The organism is Labrys sedimenti (assembly GCF_034424805.1).
Classification (GTDB): domain Bacteria; phylum Pseudomonadota; class Alphaproteobacteria; order Rhizobiales; family Labraceae; genus Labrys; species Labrys sedimenti.
In genome coordinates this window covers 54,956-78,540 of record NZ_JAXOUF010000010.1, presented here as the reverse complement: position 1 = coordinate 78,540, position 23,585 = coordinate 54,956, and the positions used below count along the sequence as shown (strand labels likewise).

Genomic DNA, 23,585 nt, shown 5'->3' with positions numbered 1-23,585 from the left:
CTCAGGCGAGGGTGGGACGCCGGCCAGAGCGTTCCGCCCTCAATCTCCGCCTGTCAGCCGTTTCAGGCCCGCCTGGGTTTCGGGTTCGTTCGGGATCAGGCGCAGGGCAGCCTTGTAGTCCGCGATCGCCTCCTCGCGCCGGCCCAAGACTTCGTAGATATGGGCGCGGGTGTCGAGGATGGCGCCTTCGTCAGGCGCCGCCTTGACCGCGGCCTCGGCATCCGCCAGCCCCTCTTCGGCGCGGCCGAGCTTGAACAGGGACCAGGCCCGCAGGTTGAGCGTCACGGCGTCGTTGCGTCCGCCCTTGATTGCAAGGTCCACTTCCCGGAGAGCGCCCTCATAGTCGTCGCGCTGGGCCAGCACGAGGGCACGCAGCAGGCGGGCATCCGCATTGTTCGGGTCGACAGCAAGAACCGCGTCGGCTTGGTCCTGGAGGTCCTCGACGCTTTTCGTCGCGGCGTTCTGGTCATTCGTGCTGAACAGCCAGACCCGGGAGGTCGTGTTGCCAAGGCCGAAAGCCAGGGCGAGCAACGCCAGACTGGCAAGCGTGAAGGCAAGACGACGGGGTTCCTGGAAGGGACCGATACGACGGGTGATGAGCACGGCGGCGGCCAGGCCGCCGAGGAAGCCGCCGAAATGGCCTGCATTGCTGATGCCGGGATTGAGGAGCCCGTAGAGGAAGTTGAGGCCGGCCCAGAAGGCGGCATTGGTCATCAGGGCCCGGCCGAAGGCGTCGCCCCGCCGGGCGCCATACAATACGATGGCACCGAGCAGCCCGAAGATCGCCCCGGAAGCGCCGAGGGAAAACACCTCGCCCCACAGCACCGACGCGACGGCCCCGGCAATACCGCCGATGGCATAGATCACGAAGGCCCGCAGCCGCCCATAGGTCCGCTCCACCATCGGCATGACCTGAAACAGCGAGAACAGGTTCAACGCCAGATGCGGCAGGCTGCCATGCAGATAGGGCGCGGTGAACAAGGTCCACATCCGCCCCTGGGTGAAGGGAACCTGGCCGCCGATGCCGAGCGTGTAGAGGATCCCCTGCGAAGGCTGCCAGAGTATCCGCGCGAGATTCTCGGGCGAGCCGGCCAGCCAGGCCGTGAACAGCGCAGCCACCAAATAGAGGCTGGCGCAGACCGCCGCCAGGGGGTAGGCCAGGGGCATCGGCCCGAACAGGGCGCGATGCCACAGAGGCGGCTGCCGGGAGCTCACGCCGCGGCTCGGCGCGAGCCCGACGCCCCGGTTTCCTCGAAGAGTTCGGCGAGCTTGTCGGTCATGACGCCGCCGAGTTCCTCGGCATCGACGATGGTGACGGCGCGCTTGTAATAGCGCGTGACGTCATGGCCGATGCCGATGGCGATCAGCTCTACCGGCGAGCGCGTCTCGATATCCTCGATCACCCAGCGCAGGTGGCGCTCCAGGTAATTGCCGGTGTTGACCGACAGGGTCGAATCGTCGACCGGGGCACCGTCCGAGATCACCATCAGGATGCGCCGGCTTTCGAAGCGCCCGAGCAGGCGCTGATGCGCCCAGGCCAGCGCTTCGCCGTCGATATTCTCCTTGAGCAGCCCTTCGCGCATCATCAGACCGAGGCTCTTGCGAGCCCGGCGCCAGGGCGCGTCGGCCGATTTATAGATGATGTGCCGGAGGTCGTTGAGGCGGCCGGGGGACGCCGGTTTGCCGGCCTGCAGCCAGCTCTCGCGCGACTGGCCGCCTTTCCAGGCTCTCGTGGTGAAGCCCAGGATCTCCACGCGCACGCCGCAGCGTTCCAGCGTGCGGGCGAGAATGTCCGCGCAGGTCGCGGCCACCGTGATCGGGCGTCCGCGCATCGAGCCGGAATTGTCGATCAAGAGCGTCACCACCGTGTCGCGGAAATCGGTGTCGCGCTCGCGCATGAAGGAGAGCGCGGAAGTCGGGTCGATGATGACACGCGACAGGCGGGCCGGATCGAGCATGCCTTCCTCGAGATCGAAATCCCAGGAGCGGTTCTGTTGCGCCATCAGGCGGCGCTGCAGCCGGTTGGCCAGGCGCGCCACCACGCCCGACAGGCTGGAAAGCTGCTTGTCGAGATAGGCTCGCAGGCGATCGAGTTCCTCGGGGTCGCACAGATCCGCCGCTTCGACGATTTCGTCGAAGCGGGTGGTGAAGGCCTTGTAGTCGCTGGCGCGCCGCTCATTGTCGCGATGCTCGGGCGGCCGCCAGGGTTGGGCTGCCTCCTCGGCATCGCCCGTCTCGGTATCGTCCGGCAGGTCGGAGGAGGGCGATTCGGCGTCCTGTGTCTCGCCGTCCTGGGATTCCTCGTCCTCGCTCTCGGTCTCCTCGAGCTTCATGGATTCGGAATCGTCCTGGACCTCGCCCTGGTTCTCCTGGTTCTCGCCTTCCTGCTCGCTCTCGGCGTCGTTTTCGCGATCGTCGGAATCGTCGCTATCCGCCTGCGCTTCCTCGGACAGGCCCATATGGGTCAGGAGGTCGTTCATGGCGCGGGCGAAGGCGCGCTGGTTCTCGATCACGCTGTCGAGGCGGGCGAGGTCCTTGCCGGCCTTCTCTTCGATCAGCGGGCGCCACAGGTCTACCAGCTTGCGGGCCGGCTCGGGCGGGGCGAGGCCGGTCAGCTTCTCGCGCACCATCAAGGCGAGGGCATCCTCGACCGGCGCTTCCTCGCGGACACGGATGTCCTCATATTTGCCGCCGCGGAAATAACGGTCCTCGAGCATGGCGGTGAGGTTGTTGGCCACCCCGGCCATGCGGCGTGAACCGATCGACTCGCAGCGGGCCTGCTCGACGGCATCGAACACGCTGCGCGCCTGCTCGTTCTGCGGGGCGTGGCGGCGATGCACTGCCGGGTCATGGCAGGCGAGACGGAGCGCCATCGCATCGGCCTGGCCGCGCACGATCGCCGCGACATGGGCGTCGAGCTTGCGCGGCGGTTCGGCCAGGCGCGCCTTGTCGGCCATCAGCATCGGCTTTTCCGATGCGAAGGTCACTTCGAGATCCGGCTTGCGGGCGATGGCGCGCAGGGCCCCGGCCACCGAACGCTTGAAGGCGTCGTTGGGAACGTCCTTGGGCTTTTCGCCGGGCTTGCGGTTCGTCGTGGTCATGATGCCGTCAATCCTGGGAGCGCGGACGTTCTCGTCCGCTCTTCCTCTCTTACGAGCGTGGTGTTTCCAGGGGCGGATTGTCCAACACTCGCTTGAGTGTCATGGGGACGTCCGCGCTCCCGGATCACGTCAACGCGACGTTGACCGAGCTTTCGGCCAGCTCCGCGCCGAAGGCGCGCTGGTAGAACTCGGCCACGAGGCTGCGTTCGAGCTCGTCGCACTTGTTGAGGAAGGTAACGCGGAAGGCAAAGCCGATATCGTGGAAGATATTGGCGTTCTCGGCCCAGGTCAGCACCGTGCGCGGCGACATCACGGTGGAGAGGTCACCGTTCATGAAGGCGTTGCGGGTGAGATCGGCGACGCGCACCATCTTGTTGACGATGTCGCGGCCGTTCGGGCTCTTCTGATAGTGCTTGGCCTTGGCCAGCACGATGTCGACTTCCTTGTCATGCGGCAGATAGTTCAGCGTGGTGACGATCGACCAGCGGTCCATCTGGCCCTGGTTGATCTGCTGGGTGCCGTGATAGAGGCCAGAAGTGTCGCCCAGGCCCACCGTGTTGGTGGTGGCGAACAGGCGGAAGGCCGGATGAGGGCGGATCACGCGCTTCTGGTCGAGCAAGGTGAGCTTGCCGGAGATTTCCAGCACGCGCTGGATCACGAACATCACGTCGGGACGGCCGGCGTCATATTCGTCGAACACCAGGGCGATGTTGTTCTGCAGGGCCCAGGGCAGCATGCCGTCGCGGAACTCGGTGACCTGCTTGCCGTCCTTGAGGACGATCGCGTCCTTGCCGACGAGGTCGATACGCGAGACATGGCTGTCGAGATTGATGCGCACGCAGGGCCAGTTGAGACGGGCGGCGACCTGCTCGATATGCGTCGATTTGCCCGTGCCGTGATAGCCCGTGACCATCACGCGGCGATTATGGGCAAAGCCCGCCAGGATCGCCAGGGTCGTCGGCTTGTCGAAAAGATAATCGGGATCGAGGTCCGGGACGTGGTCGGAGGACTGGGAATAGGCCGGTACTTCGAGATCCGTATCGAAACCAAACAGCTTTTTGGCCGAAACCATGATGTCCGGCAGATTGGCCGGTGTCGTTGCGTCAGTCATTATGCCTTCCTTGGCTGGCGCCAGGGCGGCGCAGCCGACAATCCTCTTCTTATGCGTCGCTCAGGGTGCGTCGTCAGCTATGGTTTGGGCTAGACGGGAGCGATTTTGGCCGAGGAGAAGGAGGGTGAGGACGCAAGCCTTGCGGCTTGCTACGAAACCCGACGTACTCATCGGCCAAAAGCGCCCCGCCGCGAAGCGGTGAGGTGAAAAATGGTCGTCTGCAGCGTCGCTTCGCTTGCCAAGACAGAAGTCTTGGCAGCGCTTGCTCCTCCCATCCAACCATTTTTGACCTCATCTTGCTCCAAACCATAGCTGACGACGCACCTTAGCAGAGCCCGGCGCTACGCAGCGTATTATAGGCCTGGATGATCCCGCGCAATTTATCTTCGCTGGATCGATCCCCGCCATTGGCATCGGGATGGAGACGTTTGACCAGCGTCTTGTAGCGCGCCTTGATTTCGGGGCCGCTGGCGGTTTCCGGCAGATCGAGCGCGTCAAGGGCCTTGCGCTCCAGCAATTTCAGTCGCCGCCTCTCGGGTTCGGGCGTTCCTTGCGGGCGGCGGAAGCCGTGATCCTCGTCGAAGAAACCGAAGCCGTCATGGATCTCGGGGCCGGGTTGCGGCCCTTCGCCGCGCTTCTTGGACCAGGGATTGACCCCCATCGTCCAGGTCGGGCGATGGCCGGTGGCGGCATCGCGCTGATAGGCGCTGACCGAGTCGTCCGGCAGGCCGGCGAAATAATTGTAGGTCTTGTTGTAGTCGCGCACGTGTTCCAGGCAGAAATGCCAGAACTGGCCTTCGCGGTTGCGCCCCTTGGGCGCACGAAATTCGCCGGCGTTCCGGCAACCGGCATGTTCGCATAGCCGTACGCTCGCCGGCTGGACCTCTTCGGCCCTTGGGCGCACCCGGATGCGATCAAACAAGGGCGAGTCCAGATCCATAATGACACACTATGCGAGGGTGAACACAAATGGGCAAGCGCGAGCTTGGACGCAAGAGCGTTTTGTAAATCGAACGAAGCACATCAAATCGCAAAGACGCGTGAAACCAAACAGCGAGAGCGACAAGCGTTCATACCTGAACACGCTTTGCTCAGGGGTTAATCGAAGGCGGAATGCCGCTGCACAATCTGAAATATGGGGTCTGTCGACCCAAAAAAGAAAGAGGCCGCCCAATGGCGGCCCAAGTCTTAGGGAGGAAACGCCCAAGGAGGGCAGTGGAGGAGCGCAAAGGCGCATCCGCCACGTCCCTAAACTGATCCTCATCGGTTCATTTCGCAAGTGCGAAATGAAATAAATTTTGAAAACCGGCCTGAAATCGAGCCAGTGTTGTAAAAATGCGACGTTTGACGCGGTGCCCGGCTTCTTTTCAGCGGCGGGCGGGGGCTTGCAGCAATTTCTGTGCTGCAATGCCGAAGGCGATCCCGAGCGTCGCCCACAGCACGGCATGAATGCCGAGCGAGGCGATGCGGAACTTCCACAACACCGTGGCCGAAAAATCGGCCGGGATGTCGTTGACCGTCGGCAGGATCTGCATGGCCACGACCATCACCACCAGATAGGCTGCCGCCCCCACGAGGTTGGCGTTCCAGCGGCCGAGGCTGGCAGCGAGCCGGTTCGCGGTGCCGAGAGCCGCAGCCATCGTCACGAGGGACAGCAGGATCAAGCCGAAATAGAAGGCGGTGCGCAGGCCGATGGTGTCGGGATTGCCGACGGCCGGCGGGTTGGCAGGATATTTGATCTGTGGCACCACCATGATGGCGGCGAAGCCGACGAGGGCGATTAATCCGGCGGTTGCGCGCGGGCTGAGGCTGCCGATCCGGCCCTGCGCGAAGGCAAAGATCAGGGCGAAGATGCCGCCGAGCGCTGCGCCATAGACGACCATGCCGGTGACGAGGCCGTAGCTGGCCTGGACCGGCCGGCTGACCGGCTCTTCCTCATGATCGTGGGCCGCGGCCGCCTGCGCGGCGCCGGGCGTCGGGGCAGCCGTCGGAGCCGGCTCTGAGGCGTGGCTTTCCTCGAAAGCGATGGCGGCGTCGACCTGGGGCTCACCGAACACCCAGGCGAAGCCGGACGCAAACAGTCCGGCCAGGATGCCGATCAGCATCCCCCGGATCAAAAGCGATCTAACCATGTCGTGTGCCTATGCGCCCTAGTGGCAGGGGAAGCCGAGCAGATGGCGGGCGTCATGCACGAATTCGTGGATGTAGACGCCGGGAATCAGCGAGGTTGCGCCCTGTTCGGCGCCAACGAAATAGATGGCGAGCACAGCCAGGAGCACAGTGAAGAGCGCCCAGGGCAGGATCTCGCGGACCGGGATGGCGATCGGCTGCTGGGCGACGGGTGCCAGAGTTGCGGTGGTCATGAAAAGCTCCTTGGGATTACGCGTCCCGTTACGAGTCATGCTGCCTTGGAAGAGGTCTGACTTCCGGATTGACGCCGCAGCGCCGCCGTTCACAGTGGCGCGACCGTGCCGGAATTCCACCGGCTTCCCACCCTTGGCAAAGCTCTTCCATAAGAGCGCAAGTCACGGATATGTCAATATTCTGGAAGCGACTTTATCTTGGGGAATTGCCTTCATGACGCCACGCCTGATCCTGCTGTGCCATGGAGCGACGCCCGCACTGCGTGCGGCGGGGTTTCCACTCGACGAGGCGCTCGACGCGAGGGGGGAGAAGGCGGCTCGGGACCAGCAGGGACGTTTCGCCAAGGCGACCCGCGTCCTGAGCAGTCCGGCGCTCAGGGCCCGCCAGACGGCGCATGCCCTCGGCCTCGATCCTGAAATCGACGAGGTCCTGCGCGAATGCGACCATGGCCGCTGGGCGGGGCTTGGCCTGGAGGCGGTGGCCGCCGCCGAGCCCGAAGCGCTTGGGGCGTGGCTGACCGATCCGCAGGCCTGCCCGCATGGCGGTGAGAGCATTGCGGCCGTGATTGCACGGGTCGGTGCCTGGCTCGATGGCGGGCGGTTCGAGGGCTACACGCTGGCCGTTACCCATGCCTCGGTGCTGCGCGCGGCGATCGTTCATGTCCTCGGCAGCGAGCCTCGTTCCTTCTGGCGCATCGAGGCCGGCCCGCTGGCGAGCGCTGATCTCAGGCCTTCCGCCCGCGGCTGGTCGCTGCGGCTAGGGGCGTAGAGGCGTCTCGGCAAGGCCCTCCGGCAGAGCTGCTTTTCCTTTTTCGTCATTGGCATGTCGCCGGGCCTTTTGTAGACACGGCTCTGACGGGTTAGTCGCCCAAACAGGATTGATGTCATGCGCGTTGCAATGATCGGTACGGGTTATGTTGGCCTGGTGACGGGGGCTTGCCTCGCCGATTTCGGCCATGTCGTCACCTGCGTCGACAAGGATCCGGCCAAGATCGAGGGCTTGCTGGCCGGGCGCATGCCGATCTACGAGCCGGGCCTCGACGATCTGGTGGCGCGCAATGTGCGCGAGAAGCGCCTGTCCTTCACCACCGAGCTCGCCCCCGCCGTGCGCGATGCGGCCGTGGTGTTCCTGGCTGTCGGTACTCCCTCGCGCCGCGGCGACGGGCATGCGGACCTGTCTTATGTCTATGGCGCGGTGCGCGAGATCGCCGCGGCGGTCGAGGGCTTCACGGTGGTGGTGACCAAGTCGACCGTGCCGGTCGGCACTGGCGACGAGGTCGAGCGGCTGATCCGCGAGGTCAGGCCGGATGCCGATGTCAGCGTGGTGTCGAACCCCGAATTCCTGCGCGAAGGCGCGGCGATCGAGGATTTCAAGCGCCCGGACCGCATCGTGGTCGGCACTGAGGAGCAGCGCGCCCGCGAAGTGATGGGCGAGGTCTACCGCCCGCTCCATCTCAACCAGGGGCCGCTGCTGTTCACGGCCCGGCGCACCTCCGAACTGATCAAATATGCCGCCAACGCCTTCCTGGCGACCAAGGTCACCTTCATCAACGAGATCGCTGACCTGTGCGAGAAGGCTGGTGCCAACGTGCAGGAGGTGGCCCGCGGCATCGGTCTCGACAACCGCATCGGTTCCAAATTCCTGCATGCCGGGCCGGGCTTCGGCGGTTCGTGCTTTCCCAAGGATACGCTCGCGTTGCTGCGCACCGGCCAGGAGCATGGCGTGCCACTGCGCATCGTGGAGGCGGTGGTCGGGGTCAACGATGCCCGCAAGGCGGCGATGGCACGCCGCGTCATCGCGGCGTTGGACGGCAACATCGCCGGCAAGACGGTGGCCCTGCTCGGCCTTGCGTTCAAGCCGAACACCGATGACATGCGCGACAGCCCCTCGATTCCGATCGTGCTCGCCTTGCAGGACAAGGGCGCACGGGTGCGGGCCTATGATCCCCAGGCGATGGAGGAGGCCCGCAAGGTTCTGAGCGATGTCGACTATCGCTCCAGTGCCTATGACTGCCTCGATGGCGCCGATGTCGCAGTGATCGTCACTGAATGGGACGAGTTCCGGGCGCTCGACCTCGAGCGGGTCAAGAACCTGCTCACCCGCCCGGTGATCGTGGACCTGCGCAACATCTACCGGCTCGAAGACATGAAGCGGTACGGCTTCCGCTATGAGAGCATCGGGCGCGAGGGGACTGTGCCCTGAGCTGACGAAGCCCCGGATATTTGCGCGACCGGGCGCAGCCGCGGCTGGCTTGAGAAGGCTGGGGAGGGCTTCGCCTCGTTTGGGGCGGGCCAGCACGCCCGGCTTCGCACACAACCGAATGCAGCTCTACGGCTCTCAAGCGCAGGCGCGAGAAATCACAGGCCTGTTGCGGATTTGCATCAAGTCCCAACTCATGGTTGCAGGGCGCCGATCTTGATTGGATCAAAGCGCTAAGAATTATCATACTATAAGGCTTACACGGCGATTCGACCGCGATTCCGGCCGGTGGAGCGCTGAACAGGATCTCCGAACCTGCCCTGGCGGTGCAGGCTGGGAAATCCTGCAAAATTTTCAGACGCCAGTTCCAGTGCCCGCGACAAGGCCATTAGCCATGCGGGCGGCTTGGCTGAGGCGCTTTGCTTGCGAGGATGTTCATGTCGAGGTTGCGTCGCAAATTGAGTCGGCTGGCCGCCGGCGTGCTGGCATTGACGGCCGTCGAGGGGATGGGCACCGCGCTTGCCCAGCAGATGCCGGCCATGCCGGTTACGGTGGCCAATCCGGTCAAACGCAAGATCACTGAAGCGCTGGAATTCACCGGCCGTTTCCAGGCCTGGCCGCAGGTGAACATCACCTCGCGCGTCACCGGCTATCTAGACAAGTCGAGCTTCGTGGAAGGTTCCCTCGTCAAAGAGGGCGATGTGCTGTTCGCGATCGATCCGCGTCCGTTCCAGGCTGCGGTCGACCAGGCGGCCGCCCAGGTGAAGATCACGCAGACCAGGATCGACCTGACCCAGGCCAATCTGGCGCGCGCCGAGGCGCTGAAGAAGAGTGGCAACGTCACCGACGCGACCTATCAGGCCAACCTCCAGGCCTATCAGGAGGCGGCGGCCTCGATCGATTCGGCCAATGCGGCCCTGGCAACCGCCAAGCTCGACCTCAACTATGCCACCATCACCGCACCGATCTCGGGCAGGATTACCCGCCAGTTCGTCTCGCGCGGCAATCTGGTGGTGGCCAACTCGACCTCGCCGCTGGCGTCGATCGTCGCAGTCGATCCGATCTTTTTCTACTTCGATCTCGACGAAGCGAGCTACCTTGCCTATCAGCGCGCCTCCAAGGGCAAGCTGGATAGCGGCGGTAAGGATCCCACGCTGAAGGTCGAGATCGGCCTGTCGGACGAGAAGGGGTTCTCCCATAAGGGCACGCTCGACTATATCGCGCCCCAGGTCGACGCCCAGACCGGCACCGTTACGGCCCGCGCCAAGGTGGACAATCCCGATGGCTTCCTCACATCGGGCCTGTTCGGGCGCATCCGCATCACCATCGGCGAGCCCTACGAGGCGCTGGTCGTGCCGGATGTAGCGGTGAGCCAGTCGGCACAGGGGCGCACCGTCATCGTGGTCGGCGCCGACAAGATCGCCAATCCGCGCGTGGTGGAACTCGGCCCGAAATTCGGCAGCTTCCGCGTGATCAAGTCGGGCCTCAAGCCCGAGGACCAGGTGCTGATCAACGGCCAGATGCGCGCCCGCCCGGGCGGCGAGGTCGTGCCGCAACCCACCAAGCTGGACGTGCCGGAAACGCTCGTTCCCGACCCGAACTGATCGGGAGCGCAGCCCATGAAATTCGGCCATTTCTTCGTCGACCGCCCGATCTTTGCCGCCGTCGTCTCGATCGTCACGGTGGTGATCGGGCTCGTTTCCTATGTCGGCCTGCCGATCGCCCAGTTCCCGCAGATTGCCCCGCCGACGGTGGTGATCAACGCCACCTATCCCGGCGCCAATGCCCAGACCATCGCCGAGACGGTGGCGGCGCCGTTGGAGCAGTCGATCAACGGCGTGGAAGGGATGATCTATCAGACCTCCCAGGCCACCAATGACGGCTCGCTGCAGATCACCGTCACCTTCGCCACCGGCACCGATCTCGATATCGCCCAGGTGCAGGTGCAGAACCGCGTCTCCTCGGCGGAGCCGCGCCTGCCGGCCGAGGTGCGGGCTCTCGGCATCACGGTCAACAAGTCGTCTTCCGACTTCCTCTTGATCGTCACGCTCTATTCGCCGGATAATTCGCTGAACGACTATGGCATCTCCGACTATGCCATTCTCAACGTCAACGACATCCTGGCCCGCGTCGACGGTGTCGGCTCGACCTTCGCCTTCGGCCTGCGCGAACCCTCGCTGCGCGTCTGGCTCGATCCGAACCGGCTTGCCAGCTTCGATTTGACGGCGGGTGAGGTCGTCCAGGCCCTGCGCGAGCAAAACGTGCAGGTCTCCGGCGGCACGCTCGGTGCCCAACCCTCACCCAACAACACCACCAGCGAGATCACGGTCACCACCCAGGGCCGTTTCCAGGACGCCGAGCAGTTTCGGAACGTCATCATCAAGTCGACCCCGGATGGCCGCCTGCTCAAGCTGAGGGACGTCGCCCGCGTCGAGGTCGGCGCCAAACAGTACAGTTCCAACCTCTATCTCGACAGCCAGCCGACGGTGGGCATCGCCGTGCTGCAGCGTCCGGGCAGCAATGCGCTTGCGACCGCCGATCGCGTCAAGGCCAAGATGGACGATCTGGCCAAGGCCTTTCCGCCGGGGCTGAAATATTCCATCGTCTACAACCCCACCGAATTCGTCTCCGCCTCGATCGAAGCCGTCTACGAGACCTTCTTCGAGGCGATCGTGCTGGTGGTGATCGTCGTCTTCGTCTTTCTGCAATCCTGGCGCGCAGCGATCATCCCGATCATCGCCATTCCCGTCTCGATCATCGGCACCTTCGCGGTGATGGCGGGGCTCGGCTTCTCGCTCAACATGCTCACACTGTTCGGGCTGATCCTGGCGGTGGGCATCGTGGTCGACGACGCCATCGTGGTGGTGGAGAATGTCGAGCGCAACATCCATGACGGCATGACGCCCAACCGGGCCGCCCATGTCACCATGGACGAGGTCGGCCGCGCCGTGATCGCCATCGCCCTGGTGCTGTGCGCGGTGTTCGTGCCGACCGCCTTCATTCCGGGCATATCGGGGCTGTTCTACCAGCAGTTCGCGGTGACAATCGCGGCCGCCACGGTGATCTCGGCCTTCAACTCGCTGACCTTGTCGCCGGCGCTCGCCGCCCTGTTGCTCAAGCCGCATGACCCGGAGCATCGCAGCCGCTTCTTCCTGTTCCGTTGGCTCCGGGCAGCGGGCGACGGCTTTAACCGTGGCTTCGACAGGATGTCGCGCGGCTATGGCGGTTCAGTCGGCTTTGCCGCTCGCCACAAGCTGTTGTTCCTGGCCATTTATGGAGGCCTGCTCTACGCCACCTTCTATGTCTACACCAAGGTGCCGACGGGCTTCGTGCCGGAATCGGACCAGGGCTACGCCATCGTAGTGGTGCAGTTGCCCGACGGTGCGTCGCTGGAACGCACCGACGCCGTGGTGCGCAAGGCGCAGCAGATCGCGGCAGGCAGCCCGGGCGTTGCCCATGTCATCGGTGTCGCCGGCTTCTCGGGCGCGACCTTCACCGCCGCTTCGAATGCGGCCACCATCTTCGTGCCATTCAAGCCGTTCGACGAACGCCTGAAGGAGGGATTGTCGGCGCAGGCCATCGTGGGTGAATTGCAAAAGCGCGTCTTCGCCATCGAGGAGGGCTTCGTCTTCGTGATTCCGCCACCCACCATCCAGGGGCTCGGCACCGGCGCCGGCTTCAAGATGCAGGTGCAGGATCGCGGCGGCGTCGGGCCTGAGGCGCTGATGCAGGCCGCCAATGCCCTGATCGGCAAGGCCAATCAGACGCCGGGCCTCACCCAGGTCTACACCACGCTGTCCAACAATGGCCCGCAGCTCTTCGTCAATGTCGACCGCATCAAGGCGCGCATGCTCAACGTGCCGATCGGCAACATCTTCGAGGCGATGCAGGTCTATGTCGGCTCGGCCTATGTCAATGACTTCACGCGCCTGGGTCGTGCTTTTCAGGTGAATGCCCAAGCCGAAGGGCGCGACCGCCTCAACAAGGAGGATCTCGTCCGCCTCAAGGTGCGCAGCAGCACCGGTGCCCTGGTGCCGCTCGGCTCGCTGATCTCCTTCGAGGAACGCACCGGCCCCGACACGGTGATGCGCCACAATCTCTATCCGGCCGCCTATGTCAGCGGCTCGGGCCTGCCCGGCGTGTCCTCCACCACGGCGCTCGACCTGATGGAGAAGGCGGCGGCCGAGGTGCTGCCGCCGGGCGTGGGCTATGAATGGACCGAGATCGCCTTCCAGGAACGCTCGGTCGGCAACACGATCTATTTCGTGTTCGGCATCGCCGTGCTGTTCGTCTTCCTGTTCCTGGCCGCCCAGTATGAAAGTTGGTCGCTGCCGCTCGCCATCATCCTGATCGTGCCGCTTTCCATCCTGGCGGCGCTGCTAGGGGGCATGGCACGCGGCCTGCCGATCTTCGGCGGCTGGTGGTTCAAGGTGATGGACAACAACATCATGACGCAGATCTCCTTCGTCATGCTGATCGGCCTCGCCGCCAAGAACGCCATTCTGATCGTCGAGTTCGCGCGCCAGCGCGAGGACCACGGCGACACGCCCTGGCAGGCGGTGGTCGAGGCTTGCCGGTTGCGCCTGCGCCCGATCCTGATGACCTCCTTCGCCTTCATCCTCGGCGCAGTGCCGCTGATGATCGCCACCGGCCCTGGTTCGGAACTGCGCCAGGCCATCGGCACGGCCGTGGTTTTTGGCATGAGTGGCGTGACCTTCCTCGGTCTCTTCCTCACGCCGGTGTTCTACGTCACCATCCGCCTGATCGTGCGCAAGCTCTTCCGCGAGAAGCCCAAGCCTTCGACGGTGACGGCGGCGACGATGGGCGAGCCGGAAGGAAGCTGAGGCCGGCTGCGGTCCCAGGATTCAGCCCTTGGTGGCGGGCATGCCGGCCCGCCAAGGATGACACGCCAAACCGCTCTCGTTCTGGGGTACTATGATAGGGAATGGGGCGAGCAAAGAGGCTTTGCAGTCCCTTTGATTGACTCGTCACACAATGTTGACCATTCTCAACTGCGCAGCACGGTTCGGCGGCGTAGTCGCGGATCGTTCTGACGATACTCAGATGTACGTGGGCCCCGGCAGCTTTGTCGCGCTGAGGCAGTTCATCCGGCCTGGGTCTCGATGAGGAGAAGATCGGCACCGACGTCGTTACTGACGTGAGGCTGTGTGTGGCTTCATGCGTGTGATCTTCACCATCGAGACTCTCTAGCGTTGCACCTCTCAGGAGGTGCCGAGGTCGTGGTGGGTAAGATGGATGACAAGCCTTTCATAGCGCTTCGCCTGGTCGGTATTCCCCATCTCACGGTGGCGGGAGAGGGGGTGTTTCCCGCCAAGGGCTATGTCCTGGTCGCCATGCTGCTGCTGGCCGGCAGCCGACGCATGAGCCGCCAGGCCATCGCCGCCCTGCTTTGGGACGATGCGCCCGAGGAAAAGGCCCTCACCAATCTGCGCCAACTTCTCGTCCGCATCCATCGGACGTGGCCCTATGCCGATCCCCTGGTGGAGACCAGCGGGCCCCACTTGGCGGCTGGACCCGGCGCGGACCGTAGTGACCTTGCCGCGCTCCTGCGACTGGCGAAATCGGGCGTGCTGGCCGAGAGGGTGCAGGCCGCCCTGCTCGCCAAGGGCGATTTGCTCGACAGCATGGATTCGGGCGGTCCCGAATTGTCGCAATGGTTCCGCAGTGAACGCGAACGCTTCCGCCGCATCGTGCTCACCCTGGCCTCCGAGGTCCTGGTCGAGATGACCCGCTACGGTCGTGCGCCCGAACGAGAGATCGATCTCATCGGTGAGGTCATGCTCGCGCTCGAGCCGGAACGGGAGGAGAGCTACCGCGTCCTGATCGAAGCCTATGGCCGCAACGGCAACATTCCGGCGGTGAATCGGGTTCATGCCGGCCTGACCGACATGCTTCGTCGCGAATTCGGAACGGAGCCCCGGCCCCAGACTATAGCCACCGTGCGTCGCATTCTCGCCAGCGCGCCGCAGCCGCGGGTGCAGGTGAGCAGAGAAACGCGCAATGTGCCGGATGAACGCCCGCTTCAGACGAACCCTGCCGCGCCTCGCCTGCCTGGCTTGCCGCGAGTGGCGTTGTTTCCGCCGCGCCCGATACCCGGTCGCATGCTGGATCCCCTGCATCGGGCCCTGATCGAGGACGTTGCCAACGACCTGTCGCGCCACCGTACTTTCGCGGTTCTCGCACCGCATAGCAGTTTCCATGTCGCCGATGCGGGCGATGCCAGGCGCTTTGCCAGCCTGGGCTGTGCTTATTTGATCACCGGCTTCATGGTGCCGGGCAGCGAGCGCATGGCCCTGCGGCTGACACGGCAGCCGGATGAGGAAATCGTCTGGGCCGCCGAATATCTGGTTTCGCCCGAGCGGCTGGCGCTTTCCTTCCGGCTGATCACGCGGCAGATCGCCGCCACCCTTGCCAATGAGATCGAACGCGACCAGCTCGATCGCGCCCGCGCCGATCCCAAGCCGGCGGCCTATTGCCATTATCTCGAAGGACAGGCCCGCCTACACAGCTTCGACCTCGCCCGTCTGCGCCGGGCGCGGGCCGAGTTCAAGCTGGCTACCGAGGAAGACGGGGATTTCGCGCCCTCGCGCGCCCGCATTGCCCAGACCCTGCAACTCGAATGGCTGATGCTGGGGGGCACGGATCCATCCCTGCTCAACAAGGCCCGGGCGGAAGCGGATCTGGCGATGAAGATCGATCCTGGTCACGGCACGGGCCATTGGATGTCGGCCGTGGTGGCGCTCTATCAGCATGATTTCGACTACACCGCCGAAAAGTTCATGGAGGCGGAGGTCCTCAACCCGCATTCGGCCGATCTGCTGGTTCACCACGCCGATGCGCTTTCCCACCTTGGCGAGCCGGAACTGGGCTGGGAGCGCTTCCAGCGGGCCCTGGAACTCAACCCCTTCCCGCCGGATTATTATTGGTGGTCCGGTGCCACCATCGCCATCCGTCGCCGGCGCTTCGAGGAAGCAATCGAGCTGTGCGCCCGGATGGAGAACGACGAATCGGCCATCCGGGTGCTGGCCATGGGCCATGGCTTCGTCGGCGATACCGCGATGGCCCGTCACTATGGGCGGCGGGTCATGGACACCTATCCGGGCATGTCCGCCCTCGACCTTGCACGCCTGGCACCGGATCGCCGCCAGGAGGACGTCGAGTTCTGTGCCCAGGGCCTGCGCCTCGCCGGCCTTTCCTGAAGAAGAGGCGGCTGGCGCGGGGGAAACCAAGAAGAGTCCAGTCGGCCGCGCGGATACCCGAAGTTTCAAGCGATTGGCTTCCTTAAATGTATTGTCGGTGTGCGGTGCTCGATATTTTCCTGCGTCTGACTTTGTTCGGCTGCTTTATTTAAAGAATTGAATTATGATTTATTTTATAATTTCAAGCTTAATCATATAATTTAAGGTATAGGCGCAGAGATCATTCCTTGTCATCATTTTATAAATGAACTTCTTGATCGAGGGTGATGTGATATTCATGATTCCGTTTCTGTGTGACTCGGGCGTGAAGTCTGGTGAGGAATCAGATTGGACTTGTTGACTTCAATGTGTTTGACGAACAAGTAGTAGATGTGACGCATAGGTCGGGCATGGCCCGAAGGTTCTCATTCCGAATCACGAGATTTGTGATGGGAACGGCGGGGATCTGGCAAGTGGTGGTGGCATGCATGGGATGCCGGACCAGACTCCCCAGGCGAGGATAGTCGAATGGACGCTGAGGACGACATTGTTCTTCATTTGGTGGGCGTGCCGTATGTTGCCAAACCAATGGAGGGCGTGTTTCCGGGCAAGGGATATGTTCTCATTGCGATGCTGTTGCTTTCCGGCAGCCGGCGGATGAGCCGGCAGACTATTGCCGCGTTGCTGTGGGACGATGCTCCCGAAGAGAAGGCCCTCACCAATCTCCGGCAATTGCTGGCCCGCATCAACAGGTTCTGGCCGCTGGACGAGCCGCTGGTCGAGGTGGAAGGCTCCAATCTGATGGCCGGACCTGGAGCCGCCCGCAGCGACCTTGCCCAGATCATGGTGCGCCGCAAATCCCAGGTGCTGGCCGAGCGCGTGGCCGTCGTCAGGCTGGTGAAGGGGGACTTGCTCGACACGATCGACAGCGGCGGGCCCGATCTGTCGCAATGGTTCCGCAGCGAGCGCGAACGCTTTCGTCGCCAGGTTCTGGGGCTGGCGGGCGAGGTGCTCATGGAGATGACACAGTTCGCCCGTGCCAAGAAGAGCGACATCGATGAGATCGGCGAGCGCATGCTGGCGCTGGAACCGGAGCGGGAGGAGAGTTTCCGCGCACTGATGGAGGCCTATGGCCGGATCGGCGATATCGAGGAAGCCAACCGTGTCTTCGACGATCTGAAAAAGACCTTGCGCGATGAATTCGGCATCGAACCGAGGCCGGAAACGGTGGCCACGATGCGGCGTATCCTGGCGAACGCTCCCCGCCCTCGGCTGCAGGTCGTCGCGGAAGCCGAGGTGTCGGCGGCGATCGAGCAGGCTGTCCAACCTCCGGCTCTGCGCAATCTGGCGGGCCTGCCGCGCGTCTCCCTGTTCCCGCCGCAGCCGCGGCCGGGAGAGACCCTGCATCCCCTCTATCGCATGCTGATCGAGGACGTCGCCAACAGCCTGTCGCGTCACGCCACCTTTGCGGTGACGGCGCCGCATAGCAGTTTCGACGTGGCCGATACCGGGGATCGTGAAAGACTGGCCGCGCTGCGCTCGGGCTATCTCGTCACCGGCTTTCTGGTGCCCGGGAGCGAGAAGATGGCCCTGCGCCTGACCCGCAATCCCGGCGATGAGATCATCTGGGCGGCGGAATATCGGGTGGAACTGGAGGATCTGGTCGTTGCCTTCCGCATGATCTCGCATCGGATCGCGGTGACGCTGGCGAGCGAAATCGAGAGGGACCAGCTCGACCGCCTGCGGGCCGATCCCAAGCCGCTTGCCTATCGCCACTATCTGGAAGGGCACCTCCTGTTCAAGAATTGCGACCTGCCGCGCCTGCGGCGCGCGAGAGTGGAGTTTCAGAAAGCGGCGGCGATCGATATGGATTTCGCCGGCGCGAGGGGGGCGGTCTCCAATGCGCTGCAGCTGGAATGGCTCATGCTGGGAGCGAACGACCCTTCACTCCTGATGCAGGCCCGTCACGAAGCCGAGGCGGCAATCAACATCGATGCGGGCAACAGTGTCGGTCATTGGATGTCGGCGGTGATTGCGCTGCATCAGCGCGACTACGACAAGGCGGCGGAGCAATTCCTGGAAGCCGAGACGCTCAATCCCAATTCGGCCGACCTGTTGGAATCGCATGGCGACACCCTGGCGCATCTGGGCGATCCCGACGCGGGCTGGCAGAGGTTTCAGCGCGCCATCGAACTCAACCCCTTCCCGCCCGACCGCTATTGGTGGGGTGGGGCCACGATTGCCTATTTTCGCGAGGACTTCGACGGGGCGATCGACATGTGCGGCAAAATGGAGAACGATCAGTCCGTCCTGAGGATATTGGCAATATGCCATGGCAATCTCGGCAACAGGGAAATTGCCAGGAGCTATGGTGCGCGTTTGAAGGATATGTATCCCGGAATCACCGCGGCGGATGTTGTAAATCTTACGCCGGATAAGAAAGGAAACATGAAAGAGGTTATTGTGCGCGGGCTTAGGGTGGCTGGGATAAGTTAATTCGCAGGATGCTTCTTCTTAATTTCATAATAAGAAAACTTAAAACCGTAAATTTACTCAAGAGAGGGTGGCATGGCTGGAATAAGGCGAGATCGAGATCATATCTACATCATTGGCGACAGGGGCGTCGGCGTCTTCCTGATCAAGATGAGTCCCATCCGCATCGTTCGGATTCCCGACAAGGAGGTCCGTCGTTTTGGCAAGGAGAACAATTGCGATGGCTATGCGGCGGTCGCCGCCCTCTGCTGGCGGGTGATTGCCGACCACCGCGCTGCCAATGGTGAAGGCAAGCCGCTTGAGCCCGAGAATATCGTCGGCATCGCCTCGCTTGCCGAGGCCGGTGCGGAACTGAGCAATCTGGAGTTTTCGTTCGGCACGAACATGTCGGCTACGGCGATCGAAGCCGTCCGAGGCCGAAACCGTTCCCTGAAAATGGCGCTTTGCTATCTAACGCAGAGAACCGGCAACAATCTGCAGGATGCGGTGCTGCTCGATGACGGCAATGCCGACGATTTTGCCTGCTAGGGCATTTTTCAAGGACGTTGACGGACTTGTTGATCGAGGCAATGCGTCAAGATCGCGAGCTGGGGCAAAGTGCGATTTCGGATATCGTGCTTTGCTCCAAACGGTTCGGTTCTGTTTTGCGATGCCGAGTTCGTGGAAGTATGAGGTGAGGCTTGTATAACCCTCGATATTTCCGGGAAGAGCGCGTGGATGTACTCCACGCCTTGATGCGCGATCATCCGCTGGCGACGGTCGTCACCCATGAGCGGGGGCGCCTTCAGGCCAATCACATTCCCCTGTTCCTGGTGGCCGACAAGGGGCGCAAGGGCGTGTTGCGGGGGCATCTCAACCGCAACAATCATATGGCCGTCGATCACGACCCGGCCCTGGAGGTACTGGCGATCTTCCAGGGGCCGATGCACTACATCACGCCGAGCTGGTATGTCGACAAGGTGGAGGGCGGCAAGGCCGTGCCGACCTGGAACTATGTCACCGTCCATGTGCATGGCCGCTTGAGATCAACGGAGAATCCGCGCTGGCTGCGCGAGCACGTCACCGCCCTGACCAATCTGGTCGAGGCCGGACGGCCTCGGCCCTGGCAGGCCGAGAGTGCGCCGCCATCCTTCATGAAGGGGCAGATCAAGGGCATTATCGGCCTGGAGATCGCGATTACCAGCATCGAGGGCAAATGGAAGCTCAGCCAGAACCGGCCGGAGCCCTATCGCAGCAGCGTCATCGAAGGCTTGACGGTGGAGGGCGATGCGGTCATGGCGGACCTTATGACCAATGCCATCAAATAGCCGGCTCATCGATTGATGACCGCCCCAACCATGAAGCCAGCATCTGCTTTCCATCGTCCGCCTCTCGTGCCCTTCGGCATCACGCGGGTGGGCGACCTGACAGAGCTCGACATTGTCGGCATTCCCGTCTGGTTTGCCACCCGGCCCAATGCACGCTCCATCGCCGTGAGCCAGGGCAAGGGATTGACGCATGAGCAGGCGCGCATATCCGCCATCATGGAGGCGGTGGAAGGCGCCGTCGCCGAGCAGACCAAGGCTTTGATCGCCGAATTCGGCACGGCGGAGGAGATGCTGGCCCGCGGCCGGAGCCTGGTTCCGCTGGAAGAACTCGTGCGTTTCCGGGCCGAAGCCTATGACGAGGAGACCCCACGCGCCTGGGTGCGCGGCATTGCCCATGGCAGCGGGGAGCCGGTCTTCGCACCCTATGAACTCATCGGGCTCGACATGCGCGAGGAGTTTCCCTGGGATCGGGATGCCTTCCATATCAGCTCGGCGGGGCTTGCCGCCGGGCCGAGCTTCGAATTTGCCGCCCTGGCCGCTCTGCTGGAACTGGTGGAGCATGATGCGACCACCTTCTCCGATGCGTTCGGCCATCTCGAGGCCACGTCGCGCCAAATGCGCTGGCAAGCCGGCGCGCATGCAGGACTGGACGAGGCTGTCGCCAAGGTGCGCGCCGCCGGGCTGGAGCCGCGCTTCTTCGACAAGACCAATCGCCTCGGCCTGCCGGTGGTCAGCGCCGCGATCGTTCGGCCGGTGGTTGGCGAGGCGGGCGGCGGCGAGCGCTTTTCCGGGGGCGAGGCCTGCCGGCTCGATGCCGGAGCCGCTGCGCTGGCGGCCTTGCTGGAGGCGGTGCAATCGCGGCTCACCCATATTGGCGGGGCCCGCGACGATCTCGAGCCGGATTTCTACGAAACGCGGGGCGACACTCTGCCCGCTTCGGATCCGGGCGCGCCCGGTCTGGCCGAGTTCGCCGAGCGTCATCGCCAGCCGCCTCTACTGCGAGCGGAAGAGCGGACGCATGCCGCACAACTCGACATCGTCGCAGGCCAGCTCGCGGAGGCCGGCCATGCGGAGATCTTTCTTTTCGATCTTCCAGGGCCGGTCGAGGGCGTGCATGTGGTACGCGCCCTGGTGCCGGGCCTCAAGACTTTCGTGGAGGACGGCGTCTCCGATATCGGCCTGGAGGACCTGGTCGGAACGGTGGTGTGATCGTGCCGGCCGGAGAGCAATGACGGAAGTGGCAATGTAGAAGCAGGGTAAGCGCGTCTTTCCGGGAGTCCCGCTCATGGGGGTGAGGGAGATCCAAAAACCGAGAATCCCCGCTATTCTCTGGGAGATTGGCAGTATATTTTCGGAGAACCTCAACGCAGATTTGCCTTTTCCGTGTAAATTTTATGTATTAATATTATTTGTTTATGTTTATTTTTTGTATTATTTATCTGACAATGGTAATTGTTTCGATTTTGCGAGGGTGATTTTCAATATAATTACAGATTACCTAAAGATTTTTGAAAAAAATTCTTATTTTATGCTTTTATAATTTGATAGCTGGTGTGACGCCGGTGTGACTTGAGGCGAGGATTCCCGGTCAATTCATTGACTTGAATAGATTTTGTAACACAGTGTCGCCTCGGTTCACGAACTTGGCGGTGCTCGCGCGAGTTTCCCACGAGCGCGAGCCGGCGTTGTTCGGATCGATAGTGCCAGGCCTTATGGGGGAGCGGGCGCGGTTTTCGTCCGTCAACCATGCGAAGGGAGCTGGGATCGACGAATGAATGCTGAGCGGGACATGATCGTTCATCTGGTCGGCGTGCCTCACATGGCCAAGCCGACCGAGGGAGTATTTCCGGCCAAGGGTTACATTCTCATCGCCATGCTGCTGCTCGCCGGCAGCGGCCGGATGAGCCGTCAAGCGGTGGCGGCCTTGCTCTGGGATGATGCGCCCGAGGAGAAGGCGCTGACCAATCTGCGTCAGCTGCTGGTGCGCATTCACAGGTGCTGGCCTTATGAGGAGCCCCTGATCGAGACCAGCGGTTCCCATCTGATGGCTGGCTCCAGTGCGCATCGCTCCGATCTGGCGTGCATCCTTGCCCTGCAGAAATCGGCGGTGCTCGCCGAGCGGGTGGAGGCGGTGCTGCTGGCGCGAGGCGATCTCCTCGATACCGTCGACACCGGCGGCGGCGAACTGGCGCAGTGGTTCCGCGGTGAGCGCGAACGCTTCCGCCGTCTCGTGCTCGGCTTGGCCGCCGATGTGCTGTTGGAAATGACCCGCTTTGGGCGTGCGCCCGAGCGTGAGATCGATATCATCGGCGAACGCATGCTGGCCCTGGAGCCGGAGCGCGAGGAAAGCTATCGAGCTTTGCTCGAGGCCTATGGGCGAAACGGCAATTTCGATGCGGTGAACCGCACCTATGCCACGCTCGTTTCCGTTCTGAAGCAGGAATTGGACAGCGAGCCGCGTCCCGAGACGATGGCGGCGATGCGGCGCATCCTGGCGAACGCGCCGAGAGCGCGGCTGCATGTGGTGTCGGACCGGTCCAGCGAGATGCAGGGCGACGCCGACCGGGAGGTTTCGGCAACGCGCAGCCTAGTCGGCCTGCCGAGGGTTGCCTTGTTCCCTCCCAAGGCGTTGGCGGGCGACAATCTCCATTATCTGCATCGTGCTCTCATCGAGGACGTGGCCAATGATCTGTCGCGCCATCGAACCTTCGCGGTGATTGCACCCCATAGCAGCTTCGAGGTCGCCGATTCGCCGGACGCCGAACGGCTGGCCGCGCTGAGAAGCGGCTATCTCATTTCAGGCTTCATGCTCCCGGACGGCGAGCATATGGCTCTGAGACTGACGCGGCAGCCCGGCGCCGAGATCATCTGGGCGGCGGAATATCCGATCGGCCTGGACAAATTGCCTTCCACCTTCAGGCGCATTACCCGGCAGATCTCGTCGACGCTCGCGAGCGAGATCGAGCGCGACCAGCTTGACCGGATGCGAGCCGACCCGAAGCCGAACGCCTACCGGCACTATCTGGAAGGTCAGACCCGCCTGAAGAATTGCGACCTGCCGAAACTGCGTCGGGCCCGGGCGGAGTTCAAGCAGGCCATTGGCGAAGACCGGTACTTTGCGCCGGCCCATGCCCGCATCGCCCAGACCCTGCAGCTCGAATGGCTGATGCTCGGGGGGAATGATCCCTATCTCCTGCACCAGGCCCGCCATGAGGCCGAAACGGCGCTCGCCATCGATGGCGGCATCGGCGAGGGCCACTGGATGGCTGCGGTCGTTGCCCTCTATCAGCGTGACTTCGACTATGCGGCCGAGAAATTCCTGGTCGCAGAGGCGCTGAATCCGCATTCGGCTGACCTCTTGTCCCACCATGCCGATGCCTTGTCGCATCTCGGCTTCGCCGACACCGGCTGGGAGCGCTTCCAGCGGGCGCTGGAGCTCAATCCGTTCCCGCCGGACTATTACTGGTGGTTCGGCTGCACCATCGCGATCCGGCGCAGGGATTTCGCCACGGGAATTGAGCTTTGCAAGAACATGAGCAGCGAAGACGCGGTGCTGCGTGTCCTGGCCATGTGCCACGGCCTCATGGGCAATGTGGACGTGGCGCGCCAATATGGCAGGAAGCTCGCCGAAATGTATCCCGGCGCAACGGCGCTCGAGATGGCTCGTCTCGCACCGGATCGGCGCAGCGAAGACATCAATCTATGTGCGGAAGGATTAAGAATAGCCGGCTTGGATTGATTTTGTAATCTCCAAAAACTATCGAATTTGACTTTAAATATAGAGATTAAAGTCTTTCACTCGTGTATTGGG

Annotated in this window: 16 protein-coding genes and 1 riboswitch; of the genes, 10 read left to right on the top strand and 6 right to left on the bottom strand. The window is 63.1% G+C overall.

Annotated features, from left to right (window positions below; genetic code table 11):
- Nucleotides 1-39 precede the first annotated feature (39 nt).
- The 6 genes from U1R88_RS24010 to U1R88_RS23985 all read right to left on the bottom strand — a co-directional run bounded on the left by U1R88_RS24010 (nt 40) and on the right by U1R88_RS23985 (nt 6,575).
- The gene (locus U1R88_RS24010) at nt 40-1,215 is read right to left on the bottom strand and encodes a rhomboid family intramembrane serine protease (protein ID WP_322433525.1); all 1,176 of its coding nucleotides are present in this window, start codon (nt 1,213-1,215) and stop codon (nt 40-42) included.
- Nucleotides 1,212-3,101 (bottom strand): cobaltochelatase subunit CobT, encoded by a 1,890-nt coding sequence (gene cobT / locus U1R88_RS24005; protein ID WP_322433524.1) that lies wholly within the window; start codon nt 3,099-3,101, stop codon nt 1,212-1,214. The genes U1R88_RS24010 and cobT overlap by 4 nt, the downstream gene beginning before the upstream one ends.
- A 124-nt stretch (nt 3,102-3,225) precedes the next feature.
- On the bottom strand, nt 3,226-4,212 hold the full coding sequence (gene cobS / locus U1R88_RS24000) for a cobaltochelatase subunit CobS (RefSeq protein WP_068284099.1): 987 nt from the start codon (nt 4,210-4,212) through the stop codon (nt 3,226-3,228).
- Between the two features lie 325 nt (nt 4,213-4,537).
- On the bottom strand, nt 4,538-5,134 hold the full coding sequence (locus U1R88_RS23995) for a J domain-containing protein (RefSeq protein ID WP_322433523.1): 597 nt from the start codon (nt 5,132-5,134) through the stop codon (nt 4,538-4,540).
- Between the two features lie 445 nt (nt 5,135-5,579).
- On the bottom strand, nt 5,580-6,344 hold the full coding sequence (locus U1R88_RS23990) for a CbtA family protein (RefSeq protein WP_322433522.1): 765 nt from the start codon (nt 6,342-6,344) through the stop codon (nt 5,580-5,582).
- Between the two features lie 18 nt (nt 6,345-6,362).
- Nucleotides 6,363-6,575, bottom strand: a complete 213-nt coding sequence (locus U1R88_RS23985; RefSeq protein WP_068284091.1) for a CbtB domain-containing protein — start codon at nt 6,573-6,575, stop codon at nt 6,363-6,365.
- Between the two features lie 33 nt (nt 6,576-6,608).
- A riboswitch (cobalamin riboswitch) is annotated at nt 6,609-6,739 on the bottom strand.
- A gap of 50 nt (nt 6,740-6,789) precedes the next feature.
- Between U1R88_RS23985 and U1R88_RS23980 the strand changes: the two genes are divergently transcribed.
- The 10 genes from U1R88_RS23980 (at nt 6,790) to U1R88_RS23935 (ending at nt 23,513) form a co-directional block, all read left to right on the top strand.
- Nucleotides 6,790-7,344 carry a histidine phosphatase family protein gene (locus tag U1R88_RS23980; RefSeq protein ID WP_322433521.1) on the top strand — a complete coding sequence of 185 codons (555 nt, stop codon included), beginning with the start codon at nt 6,790-6,792 and terminating at the stop codon, nt 7,342-7,344.
- A 117-nt stretch (nt 7,345-7,461) separates the two neighbouring features.
- Nucleotides 7,462-8,778, top strand: a complete 1,317-nt coding sequence (locus U1R88_RS23975) for a UDP-glucose dehydrogenase family protein (protein ID WP_322433520.1) — start codon at nt 7,462-7,464, stop codon at nt 8,776-8,778.
- Between the two features lie 434 nt (nt 8,779-9,212).
- Nucleotides 9,213-10,379 (top strand): efflux RND transporter periplasmic adaptor subunit, encoded by a 1,167-nt coding sequence (locus U1R88_RS23970; RefSeq protein WP_322433519.1) that lies wholly within the window; start codon nt 9,213-9,215, stop codon nt 10,377-10,379.
- 15 nt (nt 10,380-10,394) lie between these two features.
- Entirely contained in the window at nt 10,395-13,619 is a 3,225-nt protein-coding gene (locus U1R88_RS23965) for an efflux RND transporter permease subunit (protein WP_322433518.1), read from the top strand.
- 408 nt (nt 13,620-14,027) lie between these two features.
- Nucleotides 14,028-15,995 carry a BTAD domain-containing putative transcriptional regulator gene (locus U1R88_RS23960; protein ID WP_322433517.1) on the top strand — a complete coding sequence of 656 codons (1,968 nt, stop codon included), beginning with the start codon at nt 14,028-14,030 and terminating at the stop codon, nt 15,993-15,995.
- A gap of 636 nt (nt 15,996-16,631) precedes the next feature.
- Entirely contained in the window at nt 16,632-18,470 is a 1,839-nt protein-coding gene (locus tag U1R88_RS23955) for an AfsR/SARP family transcriptional regulator (RefSeq protein ID WP_322433516.1), read from the top strand.
- Nucleotides 18,471-18,542: 72 nt separating this feature from the next.
- The gene (locus tag U1R88_RS23950; RefSeq protein ID WP_068284078.1) at nt 18,543-18,995 is read left to right on the top strand and encodes a hypothetical protein; all 453 of its coding nucleotides are present in this window, start codon (nt 18,543-18,545) and stop codon (nt 18,993-18,995) included.
- Between the two features lie 152 nt (nt 18,996-19,147).
- Nucleotides 19,148-19,774 carry an FMN-binding negative transcriptional regulator gene (locus tag U1R88_RS23945; protein WP_322433515.1) on the top strand — a complete coding sequence of 209 codons (627 nt, stop codon included), beginning with the start codon at nt 19,148-19,150 and terminating at the stop codon, nt 19,772-19,774.
- 30 nt (nt 19,775-19,804) lie between these two features.
- Nucleotides 19,805-20,983, top strand: a complete 1,179-nt coding sequence (locus U1R88_RS23940; RefSeq protein WP_322433514.1) for a YcaO-like family protein — start codon at nt 19,805-19,807, stop codon at nt 20,981-20,983.
- Nucleotides 20,984-21,563: 580 nt separating this feature from the next.
- Nucleotides 21,564-23,513: a BTAD domain-containing putative transcriptional regulator gene (locus tag U1R88_RS23935; protein ID WP_322433513.1), complete on the top strand. Its 1,950-nt coding sequence runs from the start codon at nt 21,564-21,566 to the stop codon at nt 23,511-23,513.
- Nucleotides 23,514-23,585 lie beyond the last annotated feature (72 nt).